The 25,649-nt window shown below is 66.0% G+C and carries 21 protein-coding genes and 1 pseudogene; 7 read left to right on the top strand and 15 right to left on the bottom strand.

Annotated elements, in window-relative coordinates; genetic code table 11:
* Positions 1 to 153: 153 nt before the first annotated feature.
* The 7 genes from NU1_RS05100 to NU1_RS05070 form a co-directional block, all read right to left on the bottom strand.
* On the bottom strand, positions 154 to 1,443 hold the full coding sequence (locus tag NU1_RS05100; protein WP_067517897.1) for an ABC transporter permease: 1,290 nt from the start codon (positions 1,441 to 1,443) through the stop codon (positions 154 to 156).
* A complete protein-coding gene (locus NU1_RS05095; protein WP_067517895.1) occupies positions 1,440 to 2,696 on the bottom strand; it encodes an ABC transporter permease in 1,257 nt (418 codons plus the stop codon). The genes NU1_RS05100 and NU1_RS05095 overlap by 4 nt, the downstream gene beginning before the upstream one ends.
* Positions 2,693 to 4,189 (bottom strand): ABC transporter ATP-binding protein, encoded by a 1,497-nt coding sequence (locus tag NU1_RS05090; protein WP_245719955.1) that lies wholly within the window; start codon positions 4,187 to 4,189, stop codon positions 2,693 to 2,695. Before NU1_RS05090 ends, NU1_RS05095 begins: the two co-directional genes overlap by 4 nt.
* A gap of 24 nt (positions 4,190 to 4,213) precedes the next feature.
* Positions 4,214 to 5,314 carry a BMP family lipoprotein gene (locus tag NU1_RS05085; protein WP_067517892.1) on the bottom strand — a complete coding sequence of 367 codons (1,101 nt, stop codon included), beginning with the start codon at positions 5,312 to 5,314 and terminating at the stop codon, positions 4,214 to 4,216.
* 10 nt (positions 5,315 to 5,324) lie between these two features.
* Positions 5,325 to 5,567, bottom strand: coding sequence for a helix-turn-helix domain-containing protein (locus tag NU1_RS05080; protein WP_067517890.1), 243 nt, complete (start codon positions 5,565 to 5,567; stop codon positions 5,325 to 5,327).
* A gap of 49 nt (positions 5,568 to 5,616) precedes the next feature.
* Positions 5,617 to 6,522, bottom strand: a complete 906-nt coding sequence (locus tag NU1_RS05075) for an alpha/beta hydrolase family protein (RefSeq protein ID WP_067517888.1) — start codon at positions 6,520 to 6,522, stop codon at positions 5,617 to 5,619.
* A gap of 489 nt (positions 6,523 to 7,011) precedes the next feature.
* A complete protein-coding gene (locus NU1_RS05070) occupies positions 7,012 to 7,350 on the bottom strand; it encodes a hypothetical protein (protein WP_067517886.1) in 339 nt (112 codons plus the stop codon).
* 597 nt (positions 7,351 to 7,947) lie between these two features.
* On the opposite strand from NU1_RS05070, the gene NU1_RS05065 reads away from it, so the two are divergent.
* A complete protein-coding gene (locus tag NU1_RS05065; protein WP_067517884.1) occupies positions 7,948 to 9,336 on the top strand; it encodes an MFS transporter in 1,389 nt (462 codons plus the stop codon).
* Positions 9,337 to 9,344: 8 nt separating this feature from the next.
* On the opposite strand, the gene NU1_RS05060 is transcribed toward NU1_RS05065, so the two are convergent.
* The 4 genes from NU1_RS05060 to NU1_RS05045 form a co-directional block, all read right to left on the bottom strand.
* Entirely contained in the window at positions 9,345 to 10,874 is a 1,530-nt protein-coding gene (locus NU1_RS05060; protein WP_169814999.1) for an L-lactate permease, read from the bottom strand.
* A gap of 145 nt (positions 10,875 to 11,019) precedes the next feature.
* Complete coding sequence (locus NU1_RS05055; protein ID WP_067517880.1) at positions 11,020 to 11,832, bottom strand: AraC family transcriptional regulator; 813 nt, start codon at positions 11,830 to 11,832, stop codon at positions 11,020 to 11,022.
* Between the two features lie 154 nt (positions 11,833 to 11,986).
* Complete coding sequence (locus NU1_RS05050; protein WP_067517879.1) at positions 11,987 to 12,373, bottom strand: hypothetical protein; 387 nt, start codon at positions 12,371 to 12,373, stop codon at positions 11,987 to 11,989.
* A gap of 290 nt (positions 12,374 to 12,663) precedes the next feature.
* A complete protein-coding gene (locus tag NU1_RS05045; protein ID WP_067517877.1) occupies positions 12,664 to 13,923 on the bottom strand; it encodes an ATP-binding protein in 1,260 nt (419 codons plus the stop codon).
* Between the two features lie 469 nt (positions 13,924 to 14,392).
* On the opposite strand from NU1_RS05045, the pseudogene NU1_RS44120 reads away from it, so the two are divergent.
* From NU1_RS44120 to NU1_RS05030, 3 genes and pseudogenes are all read left to right on the top strand, one after another.
* Positions 14,393 to 14,488, top strand: a pseudogene (locus tag NU1_RS44120) (DUF255 domain-containing protein); the annotation flags it as partial.
* Positions 14,489 to 14,829: 341 nt separating this feature from the next.
* Positions 14,830 to 15,633: an aminotransferase class IV family protein gene (locus NU1_RS05040; protein WP_067517876.1), complete on the top strand. Its 804-nt coding sequence runs from the start codon at positions 14,830 to 14,832 to the stop codon at positions 15,631 to 15,633.
* 525 nt (positions 15,634 to 16,158) lie between these two features.
* The gene (locus NU1_RS05030) at positions 16,159 to 18,222 is read left to right on the top strand and encodes a thioredoxin domain-containing protein (RefSeq protein WP_067517872.1); all 2,064 of its coding nucleotides are present in this window, start codon (positions 16,159 to 16,161) and stop codon (positions 18,220 to 18,222) included.
* A gap of 212 nt (positions 18,223 to 18,434) precedes the next feature.
* Here the strand turns inward: NU1_RS05030 and NU1_RS05025 are convergent, their stop codons facing one another.
* Positions 18,435 to 18,917 (bottom strand): hypothetical protein, encoded by a 483-nt coding sequence (locus tag NU1_RS05025; protein WP_157551992.1) that lies wholly within the window; start codon positions 18,915 to 18,917, stop codon positions 18,435 to 18,437.
* A gap of 531 nt (positions 18,918 to 19,448) precedes the next feature.
* Here NU1_RS05025 and NU1_RS05020 point away from each other — a divergent pair.
* Complete coding sequence (locus tag NU1_RS05020; RefSeq protein WP_067517868.1) at positions 19,449 to 20,135, top strand: lysophospholipid acyltransferase family protein; 687 nt, start codon at positions 19,449 to 19,451, stop codon at positions 20,133 to 20,135.
* On the opposite strand, the gene NU1_RS05015 is transcribed toward NU1_RS05020, so the two are convergent.
* Positions 20,067 to 21,617, bottom strand: coding sequence for an adenylate/guanylate cyclase domain-containing protein (locus NU1_RS05015; protein ID WP_067517867.1), 1,551 nt, complete (start codon positions 21,615 to 21,617; stop codon positions 20,067 to 20,069). The two genes, NU1_RS05020 and NU1_RS05015, sit on opposite strands and share 69 nt — an antisense overlap.
* A 177-nt stretch (positions 21,618 to 21,794) precedes the next feature.
* The gene (gene trhA / locus NU1_RS05010) at positions 21,795 to 22,487 is read right to left on the bottom strand and encodes a PAQR family membrane homeostasis protein TrhA (protein WP_067517865.1); all 693 of its coding nucleotides are present in this window, start codon (positions 22,485 to 22,487) and stop codon (positions 21,795 to 21,797) included.
* Between the two features lie 460 nt (positions 22,488 to 22,947).
* On the opposite strand from trhA, the gene NU1_RS05005 reads away from it, so the two are divergent.
* Together NU1_RS05005 and NU1_RS05000 are read left to right on the top strand one after the other, a co-directional pair.
* On the top strand, positions 22,948 to 23,727 hold the full coding sequence (locus NU1_RS05005; protein WP_067517864.1) for an isoprenyl transferase: 780 nt from the start codon (positions 22,948 to 22,950) through the stop codon (positions 23,725 to 23,727).
* A 356-nt stretch (positions 23,728 to 24,083) separates the two neighbouring features.
* Positions 24,084 to 24,695 carry a hypothetical protein gene (locus tag NU1_RS05000; RefSeq protein WP_067517862.1) on the top strand — a complete coding sequence of 204 codons (612 nt, stop codon included), beginning with the start codon at positions 24,084 to 24,086 and terminating at the stop codon, positions 24,693 to 24,695.
* Here NU1_RS05000 and coaA read toward each other — a convergent pair.
* Entirely contained in the window at positions 24,692 to 25,624 is a 933-nt protein-coding gene (gene coaA / locus NU1_RS04995) for a type I pantothenate kinase (protein WP_067517861.1), read from the bottom strand. The genes NU1_RS05000 and coaA overlap by 4 nt on opposite strands.
* Positions 25,625 to 25,649: the final 25 nt, after the last annotated feature.

Here is a 25,649-nt window from a genome sequence, read left to right as displayed (position 1 = left end):
GGACCTGGAGTTCCTGGTGCGGTGTCCCGATTCGTCGGTGGATTCCGGCCACAAGCACGCCGGAATGACGGGGTGAGTACGCCGTGACCGTTGGTACGGCACTTGGGGAGTCAGGCGGGCGATGGCCTCACGGGTCGCGGCGCCGACCGGCGGCTATTTGCTCCCCGGTGTATAGGGGATACCGTCGGCAGCCGGGGCCACGGCCCTGCCGATGAATCCGGCGACCACGACGAGGGTGACCACGTAGGGGAGCATGCCCAGGAACTCGGTGGGGATCGGATTGCCGGGCATGGTGTTGAGAAACCGTTGCAGGGCGCTGGAGAAACCGAACAGCAGGGCCGCGGTGAGAACGCCGAAGGGGCGCCAGCGGCCGACAATCATCACGGCCAGGGCCACGAATCCGAGGCCCGCGGTCATGTTCTTGCTGAAGGACACATTGTTGGCGATGGTGAAGAAGGCGCCGCCGAAGCCGGAGAGCGCCCCGGCGACGGTGACATTCCAGAAGCGCAGTCGGTTGACGTTGATGCCGGCGGCGTCGGCGGCGGCGGGGTGTTCGCCGACGGCGCGGGTGCGCAGGCCCCAGCGGGTGTGAAACAACAGGAAGGAGACGGCGCATACGCAGGCCAGCGCCACGTAGACGAAAATGTTCTGGTTGAACAGCACCGGGCCGAGGATCGGGATGCGGGCCAGGAAGCCCAGCGAGTCACCGACCCGCTGCACGGTGGCGGGTTGGTTGAGCGAGCCGTCGGCGCGCATCAGCCGCTCGTACAGGAAGCCGGTCAGCCCGAGCGCGAGCAGGTTCAGGATGATGCCGGTGACCACCTGGTTGACCTGGAAACGGGTCGCGAGCCAGGCCAGCAGCAGGGTCGAGCAGATGCCGCTGACGGTGGCGGCCAGCATTCCGATGTAGGCGTTCCCGGTGACCGATGCCAGCAGTGCCGCAGTGAACGCGCCGGTGAGGAACTGGCCCTCGATCCCGAGGTTGATGACCCCGGAGCGTTCGGCGACGACACCGGACAGCGCACCGAAGATGAACGGTAGTGCCAGGAAAAGTGTTGTCGCTAAAACAAATTCGACCGGGAAGCCGACGCCCGGGGTGACCGTCCAGGACAGCGCGGCGATAACGAGCGCGGCGACCGCGCCACCGATCAGGCCGCCGTCGTAGCGCCGCACAATGCTTTTCGGCAGTACCAGCAGGGCGACTCCGGCGAATGCCGCGAGGACACTGAGCGTCGCGACCACCGCGAGCGTCCCGGCCGTCCAGCTCGCATCGAGGGTTTGATCCAGCCGGTAGGTGGTGGTGCGCCCCGTATCGATCAGCAGCAGGCCCAGCCCGCCCAGGACGACAGCGGTGCCGATCAAGCCGTAGCCCGCCGCGGTGCGCCGCCGGAAGACCTGGTCGGACACCGCAACCTGCGGTTCGGTGCCGGTCGATGCCCTCACCAGCCCCTCGCTTCCAGAGTGTTGAGCCCGCCGCGCGGTGTCCGCAGCCGCAGCAGGGTTTTGACCAGGGCGGGTGCGGCGATGAACAGCACGATGGCGGCCTGTAGCAGTGTGGACATCTCCACCGGGATGGCGGGCTGCATATGCAGGGTGCCGGATTTCAGGGCACCGAAAAGCAGTGCGGCGGCGACGATCCCGCCAGGATGCGCGCGTCCGAGCAGCGCCACGGTAATGCCGTCGAAGCCGTATTCCACCGCGGTGCCGGGATTCACCGTGTACGGGTTCAGGCCCAGTGTGAGTGCGGCGCCGCCGAGTCCGGCCAGTCCACCGGCCACGCCCATGGTGGTGGTGAAGGTGCGCCCGATATCCATACCCGCCGTCTCCGAGGCGTGGGCGTTGGCGCCGACCGCGCGGATACGGAAGCCGAAGGTGGATTTGCTGAGCAGCCACCAGGTTCCGGCGGCCAGGGCGAACCCGATCAGTAGCCCGATGCTCACCCGCAGACCCGGCCCGGCCCAGCCCAGCAGCTGCGGCAGTCGGGCCGACTCGGCGACCGGCTTGGAGACGAGTTCCTGGGAGGTGACCGAATGGATGAACGTGGTGCCCAATGCCCACATCAGGAAGTAGGCGGCGATATTGTTCAGCATGATCGACGAGATGACTTCGTGTGCACCGGTTCTCGCCTTGAGGTAACCGGGTATCGCGCCGAGTAGGCCACCCGCGAGGCCGCCCGCCAGCAGTGCCAGCGGAAGATGCAGCAGTAGTGGGAGTTCCACCGCGAAGCCGACGACGAGCGCGCCGAGCATGCCGAACACGAACTGCCCCTGGGCGCCGATATTGAACAGGCCCGCCCGGAACGCGAGTCCGACCGCCAGACCGGTGAACATCAGCGGGGTGGTGTAGGTGAGGGTCTCCGAGAGCGGGCGCAGGACCTGGGCCAGGGTGGCATCGCCCGCGAAATACTGTTGCAGGCGACCGAAATCGACGATCGAGCCCTCGAACAGGTCCTGGTAGGCCGTACTCACGGCATACCAGGAGGAACTGAAAGCATCGCCGGGGCGAGCGAACAGGTAGTTGAAGGTACCGCGTACGCCGGGGTCGGAGACGATAATGAGTACCGCGCCGATGGCGAAGGCCAGCAGGAGCGAGTAGACCGTCACCATGACGTTGTTGGCTTCGGTCACGTAGCGAACGAAGGTGGGGCCGAAGCCCTTTCGGCTCGGCTCGGGGTCCGGATCGACTGTGGTCTTCACGCGTCGCCCGGGGAGTTCTCGAGCCGGTGGCCGATCATGAGCTGTCCGATCTCCGATCGCGGACTATCCGGCGCTACCTCGCCCACGATCTGACCGTTGTAGATGACGGCCACGCGATCGGACAGGGCGAGAATCTCATCCAGCTCCGCGGAGATGAGCAGGACGGCGGTGCCGGTGTCGCGTTCGGCCACCAGCCGGGCATGGATGAATTCGATGGCGCCGATATCCACGCCGCGGGTCGGCTGCGCTGCTACGAGGACCTTTCGCGGACGGGAGAATTCGCGAGCGATGATCACCTTCTGCTGATTGCCTCCGGACAGTGCGGACACCCCTTCCTCGGGGCCCTGGGTGCGAATATCGAACTCCGCGATGGACTTCGACGCGACGGCCCGCACCGCCCGTTCATCGACCACACCGCGCCTGGACAGTGGCGCCTCCCGGTACTGGTTGAGCACGATATTCTCGGCCACGGTGAAATCGCCGACCAAACCGTCGCGGGCCCGATCCTCGGGGATATACCCCAGCCCGGCCGCTATGCGCCGGTACGGGTGCCATCGGGTGACCTCGGTGCCGGCCATCTCGATGGAGCCGCCCGCCGGTGCGAGGGTGCCGAGGATGGCGCGGGCCAATTCGGTCTGGCCGTTGCCCTCCACTCCGGCCAGTCCCACGATCTCACCGGCGCGCACGGTCAGATTCAGGCCGTCCAGCGCCGGAATGCCCCGATCGTCGAGCACGGTGAGATCTATGATCTCCAAAGCCTTTTCGGTCGGCTGGGCGGGTGTCTTGTCGACGGTGAGGGACACCTCGCGCCCGACCATGGCGGCAGCCAACTCCGCCTCACCATCGTCGGGGGACACTTCGGCAACCACCTTGCCGCGCCGGATGACCGTGATCGTGTCGGCGACCGCCTTGACTTCCCTCAGCTTGTGGCTGATGAAGATGATCGACATACCCGACGCCGCCAAGTTCCGCATGATCGTCAGCAATTCGGCGACCTCCGGGGGCGTGAGCACCGCGGTGGGTTCGTCGAGGATGAGCAATTCGGTATGCCCGGAAAGAGCTTTGACGATCTCCACCCGCTGTTGCACACCGACGGGCAGGTTTTCGCAGATGGCATCCGGATCCAGTGCCAGCCCATAGCGTTCGGATACCTCCCGCACCGCGCGACGGGCGGCGGTGCGGTCCAGCATCCCGGCCCGGGCGTGCTCGCGCCCGAGCTGGACATTGTCGGCGACGCTGAATGGGCCGACCAGCTTGAAATGCTGGTGCACCATGCCGATTCCGGCGGCGATGGCGTCGCCGGGCGAACGGAACCGCACCGGCGCGCCATCGATGCGGATCTGTCCGTCGGTCGGTTCCAGGATCCCGTACAGCATGTTCATCAGCGTGGACTTGCCCGCGCCGTTTTCGCCGAGGATGGCGTGGATCTGGCCCGGCGGCACCACCAGGTCGATCGCGTCATCCGCGACGAAATCACCGAACTTCTTTGTCAAGCCGCGTAATTCGAGGCGCATACGCTACGGCTTCGGGGCTGCCGGTGAGGAGACGGCCACCGTGCCCGCGATGATGTCGGCCCGCAGTTGCGTCAGTTCCTGCCTCAACGTGTCCGGGACGGAGCTGTCGAACTCGTGGAACGGCGCCAACTCGACACCCTCGTTGCTCAGCGTGCCCACGTAGCGGCCGTCCTTGGCGCCATCGTCGAAGGCATTGTCGATCGCGACCCGGATCGCGGAGGCGATGTCCTTCATCGACGAGGACAGGATGATCTGCTTGTACTCCGGAACCGCTTGGTAGCCGTCGGAATCCACCCAGATCATGCTCGCGTTACCGGCGTCCTTGATGGCCGAGGCGCCACCGAGGCCGACCGGGCCGGCGACCGGGTGGATCACATCGGCACCCTGGGCGAGGAAGTTCTCCGTCAGTGACCGGCCGGCGCTGGTGTCGTCGAAATTGCCGGTGAACGAACCCTTCTGGGCTTGGGTATCCCAGCCGAGGACCGTGGTACCGGTGTTGTGCACCTCGTTGTACTTGGCGACACCGGCGGCGAATCCGTCCATGAAAATGGTGACCGCCGGAATCTGCATACCGCCCCAGGTGGCGACCTTTCCGGTCTTCGTGGTGCCCGCCGCCAGATAGCCCGCGAGGTAGGACGACTGGGCCGCATTGAACTCCATCGAGTACACATTGGGCAGGTCGACGTGGGAGTCGACGATCGCGAAACGCCGGTCCTGGTTCTCCTCGGCCACCGTGGTGACCGCATCCGCCATCAGGCCGCCGACGCCGATCACGAGACCACAATCGGGGTCGTCGGCCGAGGCCCGCAAATTGGGTTCGTAGTCGGCGGTGCTGTTGGACTGCCGGTAGCTGCCGGAGATCTCCGGGTTGGCGTCGACCGCCGCCTTCACGCCGTTCCACCCGGATTCGTTGAACGACTTGTCGTCCACCCCACCCGCGTCGGTCACCATGCAGGCCCGGAACCGCGCATCGGACGCACCGTAGGTATTGCCGGACCCTTCGGCGTCCTTGTCCGTCGGCGGTGAACCGCAGGCAGACAGTAGCGCGAGCGCGGCGGCGGCACCGCCGGCGGCGAGTGTCTTCAAGGCAGTGGCAGATCTCATCTGCTCACATTTACCCCATCTCGGGTGTGCGGGATTGAACTTGAAACATTGGTTTACACAAACTTCCGGCCGAGGCCGACAGCGCCCGCAATGCGACGCCGAGTTCGAGGACGGTGTGGGGATTGTTGAGCGAGCGGCCCGTCAGCTCCTCGATTCGGCGCAGTCGATAGCGCAGCGAGTTCGGGTGCAAGAACAGTTGCCGACCGGTCTCGACGGCGGAGCCGTTCGCGGTGTACCACGACGGCCAACTCATGGGCCCTGACGTAGCTGGATTCGCTGAGTATGGCGGTGGGTAATGCGGGCTATCGCGGTCGGGAGTTGATTCGCTCCAGGACAGCGGTTTTCGCCGCGGCCCACGCCGGTGAGGTCAGGTCGGCGAAGTCGGCGTGGCCGATGCCGGGGAGGATCTGCGATGTGACGGGATCACCGGCGATTCGCGCGGCAGCCGCGTAACGGCGGCTGTGCTCGACGGATACCACGGTGTCCGCATCGCCGTGAATGACAGTGACAGGCAGCCCGATCGGAAGGTGTTCGATGGGCGAAGCGATCTGGTAGCGGGTAGGTCGCTCGTCCGGCGTTCCGTCGAGCAGAGCCCGGACATATCGGTCGTGACCGTCGGTGACGGCGAGCCGCAGGTCCAGCACACCCGCCAGGATCGTGGCGCTGGCGAGGCGGACCTGCGGATCCGCGCCTGGCGCGTCCGGCCTGTCGAGAGTGTGCCGACCCGCCAACCAGGCGGCCAGATGCCCACCGGCGGAATGACCGATGACATGGACGCTGTCCAGGTTCAGGCAGCCGCCGCAGCCCGGCCGCACGATCGTCGCCAGCGCGTCCGTGGCGGCATCGACATCGGCGAGAGTGGTCGGCCAGCCGCCCGCCCCGCCCACCCGTCGATACTCGATATTCCAGACCGCGACACCGTGCGCGGCCAGATCAGCGGCAAGGGCTTCGGTGTAGGCCAGGTTCGTCTGCTGTTGCCAGCCTCCGCCGTGCATCATCACAATGACCGGCAGGTCGCTCGCATGCTGGTTCGGGAGGTACAGATCGCCGAAGTTGTCGCTGGTATCGCCGTAGGCGAAACGTGTCGACTGCGGTGCTCCCGTCGGTGTCGGCGACTCCCGCGACGTGGGTTTGTCATCGGGTCCGCCGCAGCCGGTGCCCAGCAGAACCGTCATCGCAAGAACCAGTGCCGAGGCCGACGTCCGCATCCAGCCCAGGCTACGGGCTCAACCTTTCGCGCCGGGCCAACGACGCGCACCGTGGGCGCAGCCGCGTACTCGACGTCGTTCGTGCCACGAACTGGGCCGCCCGGCCGCCATTCCCGGAAACCAGCGGACTGTGTCCGTGTCGGCCGACCTGCTGTTCCTTCTTGAACTCACGGAAGTACGGATCAGAAGGTTCTCGATGAAACCTGGAACGCTCCCGGGATAATCAAGAGGAGTTGAGATGCGGAGGACCTCCTCAGCCGCTGGTCGAAGCGGAGTTGTCAGGCGGGATCGGAGACTTCCCGGTCCCGCCTGTCCTGGGTCGGTCGCCGATCAGCGTTGCCGCTGCGATTGTGGTGCCGCTGACGGCCGGGTGGGTATCCATGCCAGCGCGTACAGGCGTGCGTGAAGGCGGCGGTCTCGGAGTGCCCTAGGCGCCGGGCGACCGATCGGGAACTTCGGGCTCGCCGTCGGTCGCGTCCCGATGTTTGATCAGCCTCGACTGATCGGCTCCGCGGTCTTGCCGTCCTCAGCGGATCGTTTCGCATGCTGTGCTTTGACCTCGGCCTGCCACTTGTCGAAGTCGGCCCGCATCACGCTGATCTGGTGTTCGACGGCCTCCCTGGTATCCGACCACCAATTCTGCGCCGCCTCCCGCAGTTCCGCCGCGGTCTTCTCGAGCTCCTTGCCCTCGCGCTCGAAGGTCGCGCCCAACTCCTCCCGCCGAGCTTGCAGCGCGGCGCGGTTCTTCTCCCGCGCCTCGGCCGACGATTCTTCGAACTGCTTCACCTGGGTCGCGAGATCCATCAAAGATTCCGACAACGGTTTCATGCTCGTGTCCTCTCGAAATGTTCTGATCCGCATAGGGATCCGGCAGCTGTCACTGTCCAGCATGGCCTCCTCAGCCAGCTGAACCACAGGGCACAACGTCATCTGAAGTCCCTGATAACGCAGGACCCGAGCGGGCCGGAAACCGACATCGAGTGGCGCGGACATGCGATCGGCTCGCGGCCGGATGCGGTCTGGCTGGTGGGCCTCGCGCGGCCGACGATCATCCAGGGTCTGCGGTGGACCGGAAGGGTATGGCAGTGGGATCGAACGCCGATCAGACCGCGACCGGGATCATGCTCGCGTCGCGATTTCCGTCAGAATCCGCGCGGCGATGCGGGTGGCCGCAGGCGGTGTGGGGCCGGGTTCGTATCCGATCCACCGCCATGCGATCTGATTGGATACAACGTATCCTCTTGCGAAACGGTACATGAAGGGTGAGACGCCCGTTCGGCTCTCGGGGTCGCGGACGCGTGCCGTGATGCCGGCACAGCAAAGATTCGGAATCCCTTGTTCAACAGAGATATTCGACAATACGTCCGAGCGGTCCGGTCGTGGGATCGGCGACCCGGACTATCCCTCCAGGCAGGAGCGAATCCCATGACCGAGGCTGTGTCCCCGGATCCCGCGGGTGCTCCCGCCGCCCCGACCGGTTCGATTGACATCGTCGTGTCCGAGGGCCGCCCGGCCCGCGTCGTCGATCTGACGAAATCCGCGCCACTGGGTTGGTGGCCCGCCATCGCGGTCGGTCTCGTCGCGTTCATCGATCGGCTCGAGATCAACTTGATCGCCGGCGCGCTACCGGCGATCCAGGACCACTTCGGGTTCGGCGATACCGCCGCGGGTGCGATACCGACCGCCGCGAGTCTCGCGGGTGCCGTGCTCCTGTTGCCCGCCGGCCGTCTCGCCGATCGCGCGCCCCGCGTGGTCACCATCTCGATCGTCGTCCTCGTATGGTCACTGTGTTCGGTCTTGAGTGGATTGGCGACCACATTCGTGCTGTTCTTCCTCGTGCGCGTGCTGATCGGTGCCGCCGGACAGCTCTACAACCCGCCCGCGTCCAGCCTGCTTGCCGACTACTACCCGTCCAGCAGCCGCGGCAAGGCGTACGGATTCGAGCGCGCCGGCTACTACTTGGGCCTACCTGCCGGGGTCATCCTCGGCGGCGTGCTCGCCGAGGCGCTCGGTTGGCGCATGGTGTTCTTTGTCGCGGCGGTTCCCGGTCTGCTGGTCGCCGCACTGGTGCTCACCGTCCGGGAACCGTTGCGGGGCTTGGGTGACCGCCTCGACCGTCTCCGCACCGGCGAACCGATGCCAGCTATTGCGCTCCCGCGTCCCGTCTCGCTGCTTCGCGAAGCGCGGGGACTGCTGAGAATCAGAACGCTGGCCGGAGTCATCATCGGCCAAGCCCTGCTCTCGCTCGGGATCGGGGGCGTGTTCTATTGGCTCCCGACACTGTTCGAACGCACCGAAAACCTCGGCTACGACACCGCATCCGGACTCGCGGGCGCGGTCGGCGGTACCGGCATCGTCGTGGGCATCATCGCGGGCAGCAGATTCGGCGACCGTGCCCACGCTATCCGGGCCAGCCGGCGGATCACCGTCGCCACCGTCTTCCTGCTGACCGGCGCCCTCGCCCTTTCGGGCGCTCTGCTCATCCCGGGTGTTCCCGCGCGTGTCACCCTGATCGCTCTGGCCTGCGCCGGATTCGCCGGTGCCATACCGAATCTCACCGCGGTCTCAGCCGACGTGGTTCCCGCCGCCCGTCGTGGCATGGGGTTCGCCCTGCTCACCTTCCTGGTCACTCTCGGTGGCGCGCTCGGCCCATTCCTCGTCGGCCTCAGCTCCGACCTGGTCAGTGCCGCCGGCTACGGTGGTGAACCGCTCGTCTTGGCCATGCTCACCCTGGTTCCGGCGATCTTCGTGTCCGTGGTGGCTCTGCTGAGGATCTCCGATCGATACGAGATCGACGCACGGGCCGCCGGTTGAATCATCAGTCACACCACAACAACCGCCACGACCGTCGCCGCCGCCAGGACGGCGTAGATCGCCGTCGCCACTCGCAATCCGAATCGGAGCAGGTCACGTTCCGAAGTGTCCGAGGTCTTCGCGCGGTCGCCGGCCACGGCCAGGATCAGCATGATCATCGGCAGTGAGGTGAAGACGGCATGTCCCGCTCCACTGTTCTGCACCGCCGCGAACCAGGTGTCGAGGCCGGTTGGGGCGAGCTGCTGCTGCAGTGGCAGCATCAGCGCATTGCCGCCGACATTCGAGCCGGTGACGAAACCGCTGAGCATGCCGAGGGCGGGTGCGGCCAGCGCGACCACGAGGGGCGGGGCCGCGGAGACCGCCGCACCCAGCTGTCCGATCATGCCGCTGTCGGCCATCAGCCGACCGAGAACGACGAAACCGGTCAACGCGAGCAGCGGTCGGCCGACTCTCGCCAGCACGGCGCGCGCGTCCGACAGATTCGGGCGGCCTCGGTCCAGCAGTAAGGCGGCGGCCAGCAACGGCAGGCCAGGTGAGTTCAGCAGCGCGAAGCTGGCACCCCCGGCATGCAGGGTCATGGGCGCGATACCGGCCGCGGTGGCCACGCGCAGCACCGCGATGCCACCCAGGACGAGGCCGTAGGCATACAGGACCGCGAGGGGAGGCAGCAGTCGGCCCGGTATCGGTTCGGTCGGTTCCTCGAGGGCGAGCCCGTCGCGCCGCTGGCTGCCGCCGGAGGTCTTGCCCCGAGCGAATCGGTCTGCGCGGGAGTCGGTTTCGTCGGTCCGCTGCCGTCGGATGACGCACAGCGTCAGTCCGGCAGCGGTCGTGAGCAACCCGGCCAGCACACCCGCCGGAGCGACGATGCCCAGCCGATTGAAGATCAGCAGCCCGGCCGCGAGCAGGCTGCCTGCCGTGGCGGCGAGGATCGCGGTGCGGAAACGGTGCGCCGGGCGAGACAGCAGCGCCGCCCACACGGCCACCAGGGGGAAAATCATGCTGCTGGTGATCGCGGTGGCGGTGCCCAGCGTCGTCGTCGGAAGCCCCGTGAGCTCAGCGCCGATCACGGTGGCCAGGCCGAGCGTGCCCCACGGCATGATGTTCATCCCGAGCATGGCCTGCCGCAGCGCGGTCGGCGGCGGCGCGAGCGCCAACAGGACGGGAACGGTGACCAGCAGCGAAACGCCGAATCCCGTGAGTGCCTCCACAGTTGGGGCGATCCCCACCACCACGAGCGCGACCTTCGCGGGAACGGGCAACGGCAGCTGACGTACCCACTCCCGCAGTGACTGATGCACGCTTCTGCGGGTGAGTACCTGACTGAGATAGACACCGGGCAGCATTACCGCGGCCGCATTGAGCACCAGCAGACCGGCTCCGCCGGCCGCTCCGCTCAGCGCGCTGCCCGGCAGTGTGAACTCCGGCCGCCACCAGATGAGCAGCACTGCCACGACGACACCTCCGGCCGCGGCCCAGTGCGCCGGCCGACGCAATCCCGCGATCGCCCCCAGCACGAATATCAGCGGGAATATCGTCAACGTCCACAGCATCGCTCCCACAAGCCCTTCATCGCGTACAACAGTCGCGACAGAGCTTGACGGTCCGGGCGGGTGGCGGTCTTGAACAAAAATCTCGTGCTCGACGGCTGCGCGAGTGGGCACGAACCCGCCGCCGGGTGTCGGCTCAGGGTCGGATTGCGCCCGGAGTAACTCCGAAATATCGCTTGCAGATCCGGGTGAGATGGGCCTGGTCGGCGAAACCCGCGGTAACCGCCACCTCGGCCGGTGGCCGCCCGGCCAGCAGCAGCCGCCGGGCTCGGTTCGCGCGCAACCGCAGCAGATAGGCGTGTGGCGGCAGTCCGTACGCGGCGCGGAAGGCGGGAATGAGCGAGGCTCGCGGCACCCCCGCGGCAGCGCTGAGCTCCGCGACGGTGACGGCTTCGCTCCACCGGTCGTGCAATAGCTGGCGAGCCACCTCGACGCCCCGGCGCGGCGGGGGATCGGCCGCCGACGCCGGCCCGCGGCGGGAATGCCTGCGCAGCACCGCGTCCAGTCCCGCGAGCAGCAGCGATTCCGCGGTGAGCGGATCGCCGACGTGTTCCTGCTCGCGGTGCACCGCTCGCAGCCGGGTGAACAGCTCGTCGTCGCGCACAGCGGTCTCGGGAAACCAGACCTCACGGGTGCCCAGCCGTTCGCCGGCCAGCTCGTCGACCAACGCGGTGTCGAAATAGAACATCCGATACCGCCACCCGGAGTCCACGGCGGCGAACCCGGTGTGCACCTGCTCCGGATTGATGATCACCAGCTGCCCGGCGGGAATCACGACGTTACCGCCGGCCAGGTGCAGCCCTTCCGCTCCTTCTTCGATGACGCCGACCGAGAGCTGCTCATGACTGTGCCGATCGAAGGCAAACGTCTCGAACCGCGCGGCGAGCAAATCCACCTGAGAGCTCGCCGGCGCTGTCCACAGCCGAGCGTGCTCACCCACCGGATTCACCCGCGAATGCTAGCAATCGTCTTCGGGGATGGCGTCGACTTCGTAGCCGTCACGGTCGCGGTCACGGCGGCGGGGCTGATCGTCTGCCGAGGCTTTCGCTGATCATCTGCCGATAAGCGCTGGTTCGGCGGAGATGGCTCGTATAGCAGCCTCGTCACCTAGCGCCGGGAGAGCGATCAGGAGCTATCCGCCGTTTGTGGGACGACACTCGACGCCGCCTCTGCCACGAACTGGCGAGCCCGGGCCGCCATTCCCCGGAAACCAGCGGATTGTGTCCGTGTCTGCCGACCTGCTGTTCCTTCTTGAACTCACGGAAGTACTCGAATCGGATCAACAGCAGGCCCGAAACGAAGAGCACCACTGTCACGATCGCACCCAGGACCGCCCAGCCGCGGAAACCGTAGGCGGCCGCGGTGATCGTCATACCGAGTGCCGCGATGCCGAGCCCGCACAGGATCAGGGCTGGAAGTTCGCCGTGATCTTCGATGGCATCGCCAGGATGCGGATGCCAATGCTCGCCATTCGCCTTGATTGCGGTCATCCTCACCACTGTCTTGCCTCCTGAACTGCGGAGAATCCCTCCTTATATCCAGGGTGCGCCTGAACGGACCATTACGCGAGAGGGGTTTCAGGATTTTTGCCTCGCCGAGGGAAGTAGCAGGCTCCGCACCGTCTGAGACATCGGCTCCCACCGACAGCACCTTCGGAGAAACTGACCGATATCCCGTTCCCGGCTATCGCGTAGGTCGCATGTTCGGTACCGACCCCTTGCCTGGGTGGACCTGGCCGGTGGATGGGCGCGGCGTCGGAGTTCGCGGGTGCCCCTGGGGGTCAGGACGCGGGGGTTTGCCAGAGCGCGCTGATGGGCATAGCGAGCATCTTCGGTCCGAACGGGAGTGTTTGTTGTCCGGTGTGCAGGACGATTCCGGCGCGAAAGTCGTCGCCGAGTCGTTCGGCCAGGTGACGCAGGCCGCGGAAGTCTCCGGGGCCGACGGTGGACGCCGCTTTGACTTCGATCCCGACTACTTCGCCGCGGCGGTTTTCGAGGACCGCGTCGACTTCGACCTGGTCGCGGGTTCGATAGTGGAAGAGCTCGACGTCCTCGTCCGACCAAGTCAGTTGGCGAGCCAATTCCATCAGGACGAACCCTTCGAGAAGCCCACCGAGCTGGCCGGTGGGCCGCAGCAGGCTTCGAGTGTCCGCTCCTACCTGGTGGGCAGCGATCCCGGAATCGACGAAGGCGAGTTTGGGTGTGGTTGTGGCGCGGCTGCTGATGTTTCGGGACCAGGCCGGGATTCGCTTGATGAGGTAGACCTCCTCGAGCAGTGCCAGGTAGCGCTTCACCGTGGATGCGCCGAGGCCGAGTTCGTTGCTCAAGGTGGCGCTGGAGAGCAGTTGACCTGAGCGGGCCGCGAGCATCTGTACCAGTGACCGCATTTCGGTGGTCCGTTCGATTTCGGAAAGTTGCGCAACGTCCCGTGCGATCAGGTCTCCCACGTAGGAGTTGAAGAAGGTGCGTCGTCGGCGGTCGTTGGTCCGCGCGATCGCCTCCGGAAAGCCGCCTCGGACAACACGTTCGGCGTACTCGGCACGTGGTACAGCCGATTCATGGCGCAGCTGGTCGCCGTGCTCGAAGACCGCGTCGACGAACCGGTCCGCCGCCCCGTCGATTTCTCCCTGGGAGAACGGCCACAACTCGATTGTCTCCATCCGGCCCACCAGAGTGTCAGGCAAGGACCGCAGGCCCAGGACTCGTGCCGAACCGGTCAGCAGATACCGTCCTGGACGAGGGTCGGCATCGACCCGGGCCTTGATCGACAGCAACAGGTCCGGTGCCCGTTGAATCTCGTCGATCACCATCGGCTGTGGGAAGTCGACGAAGCCGTCGGGGTCATCGAGTGCGGCCCGGCGGGTCAGCGCAGTGTCGAGATCGCGCCATTCGATATCGCGATCCTTGGCGACGAGTCGGACCAGGGTGCTCTTGCCGCACTGGCGCGCTCCATTGAGCAGGACTACCCGGGTATCTTCAAGTGCCGCGGCCACGGTGGTTTCGGCATGTCGAGGCAACGCGGGGCCAAGCAGGGTCTGCATAGGAGCTCCCAGGACTCGAATTGATACGGGTGGTCGATTCGACGCTATCCTACTGGTTGATCTGCCGCATATACGTTGGTTGATCTGCCGCAGGGCATATGGTTGATCTGCCGCTGACTGGCACCCGCCGCCCAGGGACCGATGTAGCGGCCGTTGTCCTCGCCGTAGATGCGATCACACCTCCGAGGGCATCAGTCACCACACTCGGGTGCCTGGCGCACATAGTCGGAGCTCTCAACGAAACGCAACTCGTCAGGTTGCGTTTCGGTTGCGTTTCCCTATGGCCTGGAATCTCGCACGGGCAATCTGAAGGGTCTGCAATCTGCCTGGTCTCGCTGGCTGACAGCCAGCGGGCGGGTTTGGATAGGGCTGTCAATCCGTGATGAGAATTCGGGCCGTCGGACATCTACTGTTCATTGTCGGCACTGCGGCGGCGTGCACGATCTCGTGTGGTACGTCCACGCCTGGTTCACCCGAGGCAACCGTTGTCGCATCGTCCTCCGCGCGGGATGTGCCGATCCTGCTGTCGATCGGATACACGAGTTGCCACTTGTGCCATGCGATGACCTAAGGTTGCGAGTTATATTTGCGCAGGTAGATCACATATTTTCGGCAGTATAGGTCATCTGCGTTGCTGCTCCGGGGCGGAGCATGTGCAGGTCGCGGGGATAAGATGGTCCGCGGATGTGGCCGGACCACCAGCGGGATACGGTCGCTTTTCGGGCGATGTTGCAGTTCGGGGCGGACCGGACGGGGTTGCTGCGGGGTACGCGGGTGTCGGGGAGGCCAAGGCGGCAGGTAGAGAAACGCTGTTCGACCGGCAGGCGCAGGTTGGAGGGTGGTGTTGCTACACCCCCGATAGCTGCACACTGGTTGGGTCCGGCGTCGGGCGGCAGGCTCGAACGCATGACCTCCTTTGTTGCTCACCGCAATGGCCGCTCCGCGACTGCCCAGGACTTGGCTCCGCTTGCCTTCGCCGGGTACGCCCACTTCACCGCTATGCAAGTGCGGGACGGCCGGATTCGCGGACTCGACCTGCATCTGGAGCGGCTGCGGAATGCGTCGGCGCGGATGTTCGACCGTGCATTGCCGGACGAGCAGATCCGGGCGTATCTGCGGACCGCACTCGCGGACGGTCCGGCCGACCTGTCGTTGACCGTGACGGTGTACTCACCGGCAGGCGAATTCACTGTCGCCGGAACCGATATCGAGCCCGAGGTGCTGATTCGGACCGGACCTGCCTCGTCGGGGCCGGACGGTCCGCTCGCGCTCGCGGCGATCGAGCACGAGCGGGTCCTGCCCACCGTGAAGCACGTCGGCGAGGTGGCCAAGACGTACTACCTGCGTGAGGCCGTCGGGAAGGGTTTCGACGATACCGCGTTCCTCGACCGTCATGGTCGGTTCAGTGAGGCATCCATCTGGAATCTGGCCTTCTGGGATGGGACCGCGGTGGTGTGGCCGACGGCGGATATGTTGCGCGGCACCACGATGGGAATAGTGCGCAGGCAGCTCGAACGGCTCGGAGTTGCCCAACGTGACCAGGAAATCCGCCTGTCGGACCTCTCGGCGCTGTCCGGTGCGGTGGTCATGAACTCGTGGACGCCGGGCATCGCGGTACACCGAATCGACTCGGCCTCTTTTTCCGAGACAGAAACGTTCGTCGAGCTGCTGCACCGAGCCTATGACGCCGAAACACTCCTCGAGCCATAGGAAACCGTGACGACCGCCTTCGGGACCAGCCGTTCCTCGGTCTCGGCGTCACTGCTGAACCGGACATGGATGACGACGGGACGGCTGGCCTACCTGGCTGCGATCGCGCCGTTCCGCCGTCTGATCGAGGGTGTTGGTCCGTCGTCGAGTCGGGATAGCCGCCCCGGGCAGTCAGCGCGAGGTAGTCGCGGCGGCGGAACTCTGCTGGGTTCGTCTGTATCCGGTGGCCGTGGGCGAAGGCCGCATCGACGAATCCGTCGGGCTCGCTGGTGATCTCGCCTTGCAAGAGTGGAAAGAGTTCAGTGGTCGATCGTAGCTCACACTTGATCATCTGCCGAAACTAATGCCGATCATTTGACCAACATTCGTTGTGTATCGCGCCCGGATGGCTCGGGCGCGGGCGAACTGGTGGCGTGTCTCCGCTCGTCCAGGGCCGACTCGATGCAGCGACCTCGTTGGTGGATGCTTCCGAGTTCGTGCCGCATCGCTACCTGGATCTGAGGGGTCTTGTGAGACGGTGTAGGCATGAATCGGCTTCGGAACGCTACATCTCCGTATCTGCGTCAGCACGCCGACAATCCGGTGCACTGGCGGGAGTGGGACGTCGAGGCATTGGCGGAGGCCGCGGCGCGGGATGTGCCGATTCTGCTGTCCATCGGGTACGCGTCCTGCCATTGGTGTCATGTTATGGCGCACGAGTCCTTCGAGGATGAGGCCACTGCGGCGCTCATGAACGAGAACTACGTGTGTATCAAGGTGGATCGGGAGGAGCGGCCCGACCTGGACGCGGTGTACATGGCGTCGACGGTTGCCATGACCGGGCAGGGGGGTTGGCCGATGACCTGCTTCCTGACTCCGGAAGGGGAGCCGTTCTACTGCGGTACCTACTATCCGAAGACGCCGCGGCATGGGATGCCGTCGTTTTCGCAGTTGCTGACCGCGGTGGGGGAGACGTGGCGGAATCGCCGCGATGAGGTGAGTCAGGCGGCGGCGCAGGTGGCGGATGCGCTGCGGCAGCAGTCCGCGGGGCTGCCCGATAGCTCGGTGGCGGTGAGTGCGGAGCTGCTCGATCATGCGGTGGCGGCGGTGCTGGGGGATCTGGACGCCGAACGGGGCGGGTTCGGCGGTGCGCCCAAATTCCCGCCGTCGGCGTTGCTGGAAGGGCTGCTGCGGGGGTACGAGCGCACCGGTGATGAGCAGGTGCTGCACGCGGTGTCGTTCACGGCCGAGACCATGGCGCGTGGGGGGATCTATGACCAACTGCGCGGGGGATTCTCGCGCTACTCGGTGGATGCCGCCTGGGTGGTGCCGCATTTCGAGAAAATGCTCTACGACAATGCGCTGCTGCTGCGGGCGTACGCGCATCTCGCGCAACGAGTTCCCGCGGGGGCGGTCGAATCGCTGCCGTTGCGGATCGCCCGGGAGACCGCGGAATTCCTCATCGACGACCTCGGTACCGATACCGGTGGATTCGCCTCCGCGCTCGATGCCGACACCCATGTGGCACCGGGGCAGCCCGGTGTGGAGGGCGCCACCTACGTGTGGACGCCCAGCGAGTTCATCGGGATTCTCGGTCCCACCGACGGTGCTTGGGCCGCAGAGCTTTTCGGTGTCACCACGGCGGGCACCTTCGAACACGGCACCTCGGTGCTCACCCGCTACCGCGATCCGCGAGCGGGCGAATACGAACGCCTGGAACGTATCCGCGCGGTGCTGCGCACCGCTCGTGCCCAGCGTCCGCAGCCCGAACGCGACGACAAGGTGGTGACCGCCTGGAACGGCATGGCGATTACCGCTCTCGCCGAAGCCGGAGCCAGGCATTCCCGCGCGGATTGGATGTCCGCGGCGGTGCGGTGTGCCCGGTTCCTGCTCGATGAGCATGTGGTCGGCGACCGAGTGCTGCGCGCATCGCTCGGCGGTGCCGCGGGTACCGCGCCCGGTGTGCTGGAGGATTACGCCTGGCTCACGACCGGTTTGCTCGCCCTGCATCAGATCTCCAGCGAAACCGATTGGCTCACACCGGCGCAGCGCATCCTGGACGCGGCCATTACCCACTTCGCGGATCCGGAGGCCCCCGGCAGTTGGTTCGATACCGCCGACGATGCCGAAACCCTGGTGGCGCGCCCCCGTGACCCTCTCGACGGCGCCACCCCCGCCGGCACTTCCGCCATGGCCGAGGCCCTGCTCACCGCATCCGCCCTCAGTGATCCAGATCGTGCGCTGCGCTACCGCGATCTCGCCGACCGCACCCTGAACCGCGGTGCGATCGCCCTGGCCCGAGCGCCGCGGTCGGCGGGGCACTGGCTGACCGTCGCCGAAGCCGCCGTCCAGGGCCCGATCCAGGTGGCGATCGTCGTGTCCGACGATGACAGCGAAGGCGATGCCGCCGGATTGGCGGTCACCGCAAGGGAATTCGCACCGGGCGGCGCGGTTGTCGTCACCGGAGTAGCCGATTCGGCGCCCCTGCTGGCCAACCGCCATCCGGTCGACGGCCACTCGGCCGCCTACGTCTGCCGCGGCTCGGTCTGCGACCTGCCTGTCACCTCGGCGAACGCCCTCCGTCAGTCCCTCGCGCCCACCCGCGACTGAGTTCGCCTGCACAGGCGTGGCCCGCTCTATCGGCCTGTTCCGCCGGGCCTGCTCGCCTCTTCGCTGCACCGGGCGTGGATCCCGGCCAAAAGCGCGCCGGGATGACGGGTTGCGGGTGGCCTGGACGGGATGACGAGCCTGGCTCGCTTATGCCTGGTGGATACCGGGCGGCGGCGATCGATGTTCGCTGCCGCCGGTCCGCACGGCGTAGGTCAGGGCTTCGGCGCCGAGCGGAAGTGCGCCCCGGCGCGGAGCATGGCGGGCACCGCGATGAGTACCGCCACAATGTGCACGATGCGAAATTGTGCCAGCACCAGCGATTCCGCCGTCCAGTTCACCTCCAGATCGCCGAGGTGCGGTGCGGTGAGCGCGGCGCTCAGCGGGTCGGCGACGAGTGAGGCAAGGCCGACGGTACCCAGGCCGATAATGAGCGTCCAACGTGCCCATTGGGCTCCGGCTGCCATCCGGAAGGCGGCGGCGACGACGGCCAGGTAGATCGCCACTCGAATCGCCAGTATGGGTAGGAGGCCGACCACGTCCGCGTCGGGACGGTCGAGCATGAGTGCGGCGCGGAGCACTGTCTCGCCCACGCCACAGCAGACCGCGATCAAGATGGCTTGCAGCGCAATGGAAACCACGCGAGGCGGCTTAGGCTCGGGCATTGCCGCGAGCCGAGGAAGCGAACCTTCGATCATGCCCTCGACTCTGCGGCGGACGGGCCGATCGGCGGATCACCCCTGAGTATCGATTGCTCCTCACTCAGCGGTATGAGCCGACGGCGGACTATCGGTATCGAATGCCTGGGCGGCAGCGAGGCTGTCCTCGAGACGTGGTGTCGGGCGATCAGGCTGTCGCGGCCATAATCCATTGCCCCCTCGCCGCGCGAGTCCTACAGTCGGCGAGCATGTCGACGCTCATCTTGTATTCGCGCTGTACCGACTCGCCGCAACCGAAGTGCGGCGGGATGTTGGAAGCGACGCGGCTACATGACCAGTAGTCGCCGGGCCGGGGTATTCGCCCCGCCCAATCGAGTCGATATTTCGCGAGCGTTGAACGGCCGTCCGTCGGTGGGGCGGCGGCCGAAAGCTACCCGGCCGCGTCCGAATCGGCCGGGTGCGAGCCATCGCTGAGTAGAAACCCGCTCGAGGTGACGTGAGACTGCGGTGCCGTGGGGGATGGCGCGGTGCGAGTATTCAGCGGTGCGGCGATCTGGCGAGGGGAAATCGATGGGTAGCGAATCGGCGCGGCGGCCGAAGGGGCTGGGTAAGCGGGCCTGGGTGACCACCAAGGTGGTGCGCCGGGTATTGCGTGGATTGGCCTGGTCGAAGTTCGTGCGCGTTACCGTGATCGGGCGTGCGATGGTGCCGAAGACCGGTCCGGTGATTGTGGCCGGTAACCACATTTCGATGTTGGACGCGGTGTTTCTGTGGGGTGCCCTGCGGCGGCGCGCGGTTGCCATCGCCATGGCCGAGCTGTGGTCGTGGCCGGTGGTCGGGTGGTTGGTGCGGCGGCTGGGCCAGATTCCGGTGGTGCGGCGCAATGCCGAGTCCGGACAGAAGGCCATATCGCAGGCGGAGACGATTCTGCGGCACGGGGGTGTGCTGCTCATCTATCCGGAGGGTCGGATCGTCGCGCCCGGGGAGTACGAACCGTATAAGCCGGGTGTCGCGAAACTTGCTCTGGCGAGCGGTATTCCGATTATTCCTGTGGGTACCACCGGCACCGATAGGGTATTGCCGATTCGTCACACCCGTGGCGAGGGCAAGCGGTTCGATCGCTCACAGCAGGTGACGGTTCATTTCGGGCAACCCATAGATCCCGCCGACTTCGACGATCCGGAAAAGTTATTGGACCACTTGCGATTTCGGATCGAGGAGCTCCGCTTCGGGAACGACGGGGGTGCTCACGGCTGAGCCGGTGGCCGCGCCATCGGTCCAGCAGTGGGTGGGTTGTTTGCGCCCGCGCAGCAGAATGGTCTCGTACAGCGCCCAGTGGGCCCGCTCATCGGCCGCGGCGGCGTCGATTACGGCCTGGCTGGCCAGGATTCGGCGTTGTACCCGCTTGGCCTCGGTGGTGAGGCGGGCGGCCTCGTTGACGGCATCGCCGATTACGGTGAACTCCAGCCGGGTGTCGGCACCGATATCGCCCGCGAAGACCAGACCGCGTGCCAGCCCGATACCGACATCGAGTTCACCGCCCGCCGCCACCGCGTCCCGAATCCGGCGGGCGGCGCGCAGGGCGGGAGTGGCGTTGTCGGACAGGGCGATCGGTGCGCCGAAGATACACAGCGCCGCATCACCCTCGAACTTGTTGACCAGACCGTGGTTGTCCTCGGTGGCGGCCACCACGATGGACAGCAGCCGATTGAGTTTGGCCACGAATTCGCCCGGAGCCAGCTCCGTGGACAGTGCCACCGACCCGGTCACATCCACGAAAAGGGCCGTCACCACCCGCATATCGCCGGTCAGCGCCGCACCTCCGGCCAGGGCGCGTTCGGCCACCTCGGTGCCCACATGGCGGCCGAACAGCGTCCGCATGCGTTCGCGTTCGCGCAGATTCGCGGCCATCTCGTTCACCGAATGTTCCAGCCGCCCCACCTCACTCGCGCTGCCGATGGGCACCTGTACATCGAGATCGCCGCGCGCGATTCGATCGAGGGCCTCGCGCAGGGTGTGCATTGGGGTGGCAACCGCGCGCGCCAGGGCGGCCGTGGCGACCGCGCCCGCGGACAGTCCGACGACCGCGAGATAGATGCCGGTGCGAATGCGGTCGCTGGGATCCGATACCGGATCGGCCAGCACCGTAATGAGCATGAGCAGCGGTACGGCTCCGGTGACCGCGAAGGTCACCAGCACCCGCACCAGCACCGTGGAACTCCAGTGCGTGGTGCCGCCGGTCACCGCCGCGACCGTGGGGATGGTGGGCCGGATGAGCCGGTCCACGACGAGATAGGTGACCGCCGCCGATTCCAGGCCACCGAAGACGAACATGGCGAGTACGACCAGGAAGTCACGCTCCGCGGTGGCATGCGCGAACAGCGCGGCCGCGATGATCACGCCCGGAATCCAAATGGCCAGGGCGCGTGCGGTAATCGCGATGGGCAGGGTCAGCAGCCGCCGGGCTTCGCGTTCGGTGGGTCGGCGGCGCTGATCCAGCCAACCGAAGTAATGGGTGCGGTCACGGACGGCGAGCGCGATGCCGATCAATGCGCCGATGGTCGGATAGACGGCCACGGGTGCCAGGACCATGAGCCAGTTGGGCCCGAGTCGGCCCAGGAATCCGGCCAGCCACAGTTCGGTGAGGATGACGCCGAGTCCGGCGATATTGCACGCCATCACGGCGGCGGCCAACCCCCAGCCTGACCGCAGTGCCCACAGGATCAGTCGACTGATCACGTCACGGCGTCCGTCGCGGCGGCCATTGGGCCTGTCGCCGCGGTGGCCATCGGCGCTGTCGCCGCGGCGGCTGTCGGTGCTGTCATGGGTTGTTGGTACTGCCTCGAATCGGTCCGGCTCTTGCAGCCGACTTTAGAGACTGTTCGGGCCGCTGTGCACGTTTGTGAAATTTCGCGCTCAGTGCAGCAGGACCAACCACACCGCGACGTAATGGCACAGCGCCGCGACCACCGTCGCGGCATGGAAGAACTCGTGGTGTCCGAAGACCTCCGGCCACGGGTCCGGCCAGCGGGTCGCGTAGAGGATCGCGCCCACGCTGTAGGTGATGCCGCCGATGAGTAGCAGCAACATCGGCGCGAGTCCCACATTGTGTGTGAGGGTTCCGGCCACCGGCACGATGGCCCACCCGAGCAGCAGATACAGCGGAACCCCGACCCATCGCGGCGCGGTCGGCCACAACAGCTTCAGCGCGACCCCCGCGAGCGCACCAACCCACACCACGGTGAGCAGGGTCGTCCCCGACCGACCGCCGACCCCGAGCAGTGCGAACGGCGTATAGCTCCCGGCGATGAACAAGAAGATCATCGAGTGATCGGCTCGCTTCATATGAATGCGCGCACTATCGGTGGACCAGTTCACCCGGTGATAGGTGGCACTGACCCCGAAAACCCCACAGACGGTCAGCCCGTACACGAGCGTCGACCAGGTCGCCGTCGCCGACACCGTGGTCGCGGTCGCGACCAGCGTCAGCACCGCGATGGCGGCGATTCCCACCGCCCAGGTATGAATCCACCCGCGCATGCGCGGTTTGATCAACGCCTCAACGGCAGCCCCCACCGAGGAAGCGGGCAACGCGGTTTCCGACACCATTACCTCCTGAGTAACCTACGGTACCGTAGGTTAGCGCCCACAGCCCCGTCACGTCATCACTCTGCGGTAGGGGTCACTGACCCGCCTCCCCGGGACTTCAGCGCCCGGCTGAGAGTCGTTGACCGTTGTGTACGCGTGCCGACTGTCGGGTGCCGAGCTGATTTTGGGCGTACCCGGTGAGTTACCCCGAGCTCCCCCGCCTCTCCGGGACTTCAGCGCGTGGCTGAGAGTCGTTGACCGTTGTGTACGCGTGCTGGCTGTCGGGTGCCGAGCTGATTTTGGGCGTACCCGGTGAGTTACCCCGACCGTTGCGAGATCAGTCGTCACGTTCGTCTCGAAGAGAAGGGAAGCCGAATGCGCAAGCGCGTATCTCGAGCCCGGCGCTGAAGTCGCGGGGGAGGTAGGTGAGCGCTGTCCCGGCCAGCCCGCCGCTGTGCGGCGGGGCGTACTGTTTAGCGCCGTGAAGCTTGCGAGTCAGGTGCGGAGTTTTCCCTATCGCATCTACGAGGCCCGGCTGACGAAGCAGTTGGCCGGCAAACAACATCCGCGACATGTTGCGGTGATGTGCGATGGCAATCGTCGCTGGGCTCGGGAGAACGGCTTCTCCGATATCAGCCACGGGCATCGGGTGGGTGCGCTCAAGATCGCCGAGCTGGTCGGCTGGTCCGCCGAAGTCGGTGTCGAGATGGTCACCGTGTACCTGCTCTCGACCGAGAACCTGCGCCGCGATCCCGAGGAGCTGGAGACGCTCTTCGAGGTGATCGCCGATGTTGTCGAGGAACTGTCCGCGCCGGAACAGAATTGCACGGTCCGGATTGTCGGCGCACTGGATCAGCTGCCCGAGGATATGGCGCGGCGGTTGCGCGAGGCGGCCAAGCGCACGGAGGGCCGCGATGGTGTGCATGTGAATGTTGCCATCGGCTACGGCGGGCGGCAGGAGATCACCGATGCGGTGCGCTCGCTGCTGCGCCAGGAGATGGCGGGCGGGGAGACCGGTGAGGATCTGGTGCAGTCGATTACCGTCGATGCCATCGGCCAGCACCTCTACACCTCCGGCCAGCCGGACCCGGATCTGGTCATCCGCACCTCCGGCGAACAGCGTCTGTCGGGGTTCCTGCTGTGGCAGAGCGCGTATTCGGAGATCTGGTTCACCGAGGCGTACTGGCCGGAGTTCCGCCGCACAGATTTCCTGCGCGCCCTGCGTGATTACGCGGCCCGGCACCGCCGCTTCGGGGTCTAATCCTCCCCGCCTCCCCGAATCTTCAGCGCGCAGGTGAGAGCCGTTGACTCCCCCGCCTCCCCGAATCTTCAGCGCGCAGGTGAGAGCCGTTGACTCCCCCGCCTCCCCGAATCTTCAGCGCGCAGGTGAGAGCCGTTGACACTCATGCACGCGTGCCGGCGGTTGGGTGCCGAACCGATTTTGGGCGTACCCGGTGAGTTACCCCGAACGTTGCGAGATCAGTTGTCACGGTTCGTATCGACGAGAAGATCGACAGGGTCTCGAGCTGTACGGGGGGCTACGGCGGGCCAACGGTTGGGTTGCAGTGCAATGGCTTTGGTGTTCGCGGGACTGTCGCTGCCGTACCGTCGGATTGCATGAGCGAGGTGCGCGAGGGCGAGCGGAACCCCGTGGATTCGGTGGGCGGGGTCAGATCGAGTTCCTTTATCTCCTACGAGGAGTTCGGCCGTAGATTCCTGGAATACGCGGCCTCCGAACAGCGCATCAGCGGTGCGTTCGGGCAATTGACCGGCGAGGCATTCGATTTCGGCCCCATCGGGGTGGGTCCGGGGCGGATAGCGAAGCTGTCGGCGACGGTGCGGCTCGGTAAGCCGAAGCTGGACCGTGAAGTGCTGGAGAATATTTCGTTCGAGCTGATGATTCCGCTGGAAGTGGACCTGCTCGTCGATCTCGCGGTGGACCGGTATCCGTTTCACGTGGACGGCAAGATCCATCTGCATCTGACGGTCCGCACCGCCGAACCACTGCGGGTGATTATCGATATCGCCGAACCACGCCCCAGTGATGTGCGCGTCAATGTCGCGAGCGCGTCACGGCGCGGGGAGTTACTGCGCATTCTGGCCAGCGTCGATCACGAGATCCGCCGCTTCGTGGCCCGCTACCTGGCCGAGGAGATTCGCAAACCGCATATTGTGGCCGCCATCGATATCGATGTGGGCGCACGGCTGGACGCTGCCTGGAAGATCTAGAGCTTGCGCAACCGGAGCCGGTTGATGGCGTGATCGGAATCCTTGCGCAACACCAGGGTCGCGCGCGGGCGGGTGGGCAGGATGTTGTCCACCAGATTGGGCCGGTTGGTGTTGTTCCAGATCTCCCGCGCCGCTCCGATGGCCTCCTGATCATTGAATTTGGCGTAGTGGTGGAACGCCGAATTCGGATCGGAGAAGGAGGTCTTGCGCAGCGCGAGAAACCTTTCGATATACCAGTTCTCGATATCCTCGATGCGGGCGTCGACATAGATGGAGAAGTCGAACAGGTCCGAGACCATGAGGCGGGGGCCGGTCTGCAGGACGTTCAAACCCTCGACAATCAGTATGTCGGGTTGCTGCACGCAGTGTTTCTGGTCCGGCAGGATGTCGTAGGCGATATGCGAATACACCGGGGCGCAGACTTCCGCCGCACCGGATTTCACCTCGGTGACGAAGCGCAGAAGTTTGCGGCGGTCGTAGCTCTCCGGGAAGCCCTTGCGGTGCATGAGGCCGCGGCGGGTGAGTTCGGCTGTGGGGTAGAGGAATCCGTCGGTGGTGACGAGATCCACGCGCGGGTGGTGGTCCCAGCGGGCCAGCAGCGCCTGCAGTACGCGGGCGGTGGTGGACTTGCCGACCGCGACACTGCCCGCGACGCCGATTACGTACGGCACCTGGCGGTCCGGGTGTTTTTCGCCGAGGAAGGTGGCGGTGGCGGCGAAGAGCCGCTGTTTGGCGGCCACCTGGAGGTGGATGAGCCGGGCGAGTGGCAGGTAGACCTCGGCGACTTCCTCGAGGTCGATCTGTTCTCCCAGACCGCGCAGGCCCACCAGTTCTTCCTCGGTGAGTACCAGGGGAGTTGATTTTCGCAGCGTGCGCCACTGCTTTCGATCGAATTCCACGTAGGGACTCGGCTCACTCATTCGCGCCATTCAGCCACGACCCTCACCATTGCCA

Source organism: Nocardia uniformis NBRC 13702 (genome assembly GCF_001613345.1).
Lineage (GTDB): Bacteria > Actinomycetota > Actinomycetes > Mycobacteriales > Mycobacteriaceae > Nocardia > Nocardia uniformis.
This window is presented reverse-complemented; position numbering and strand designations above follow the sequence as displayed.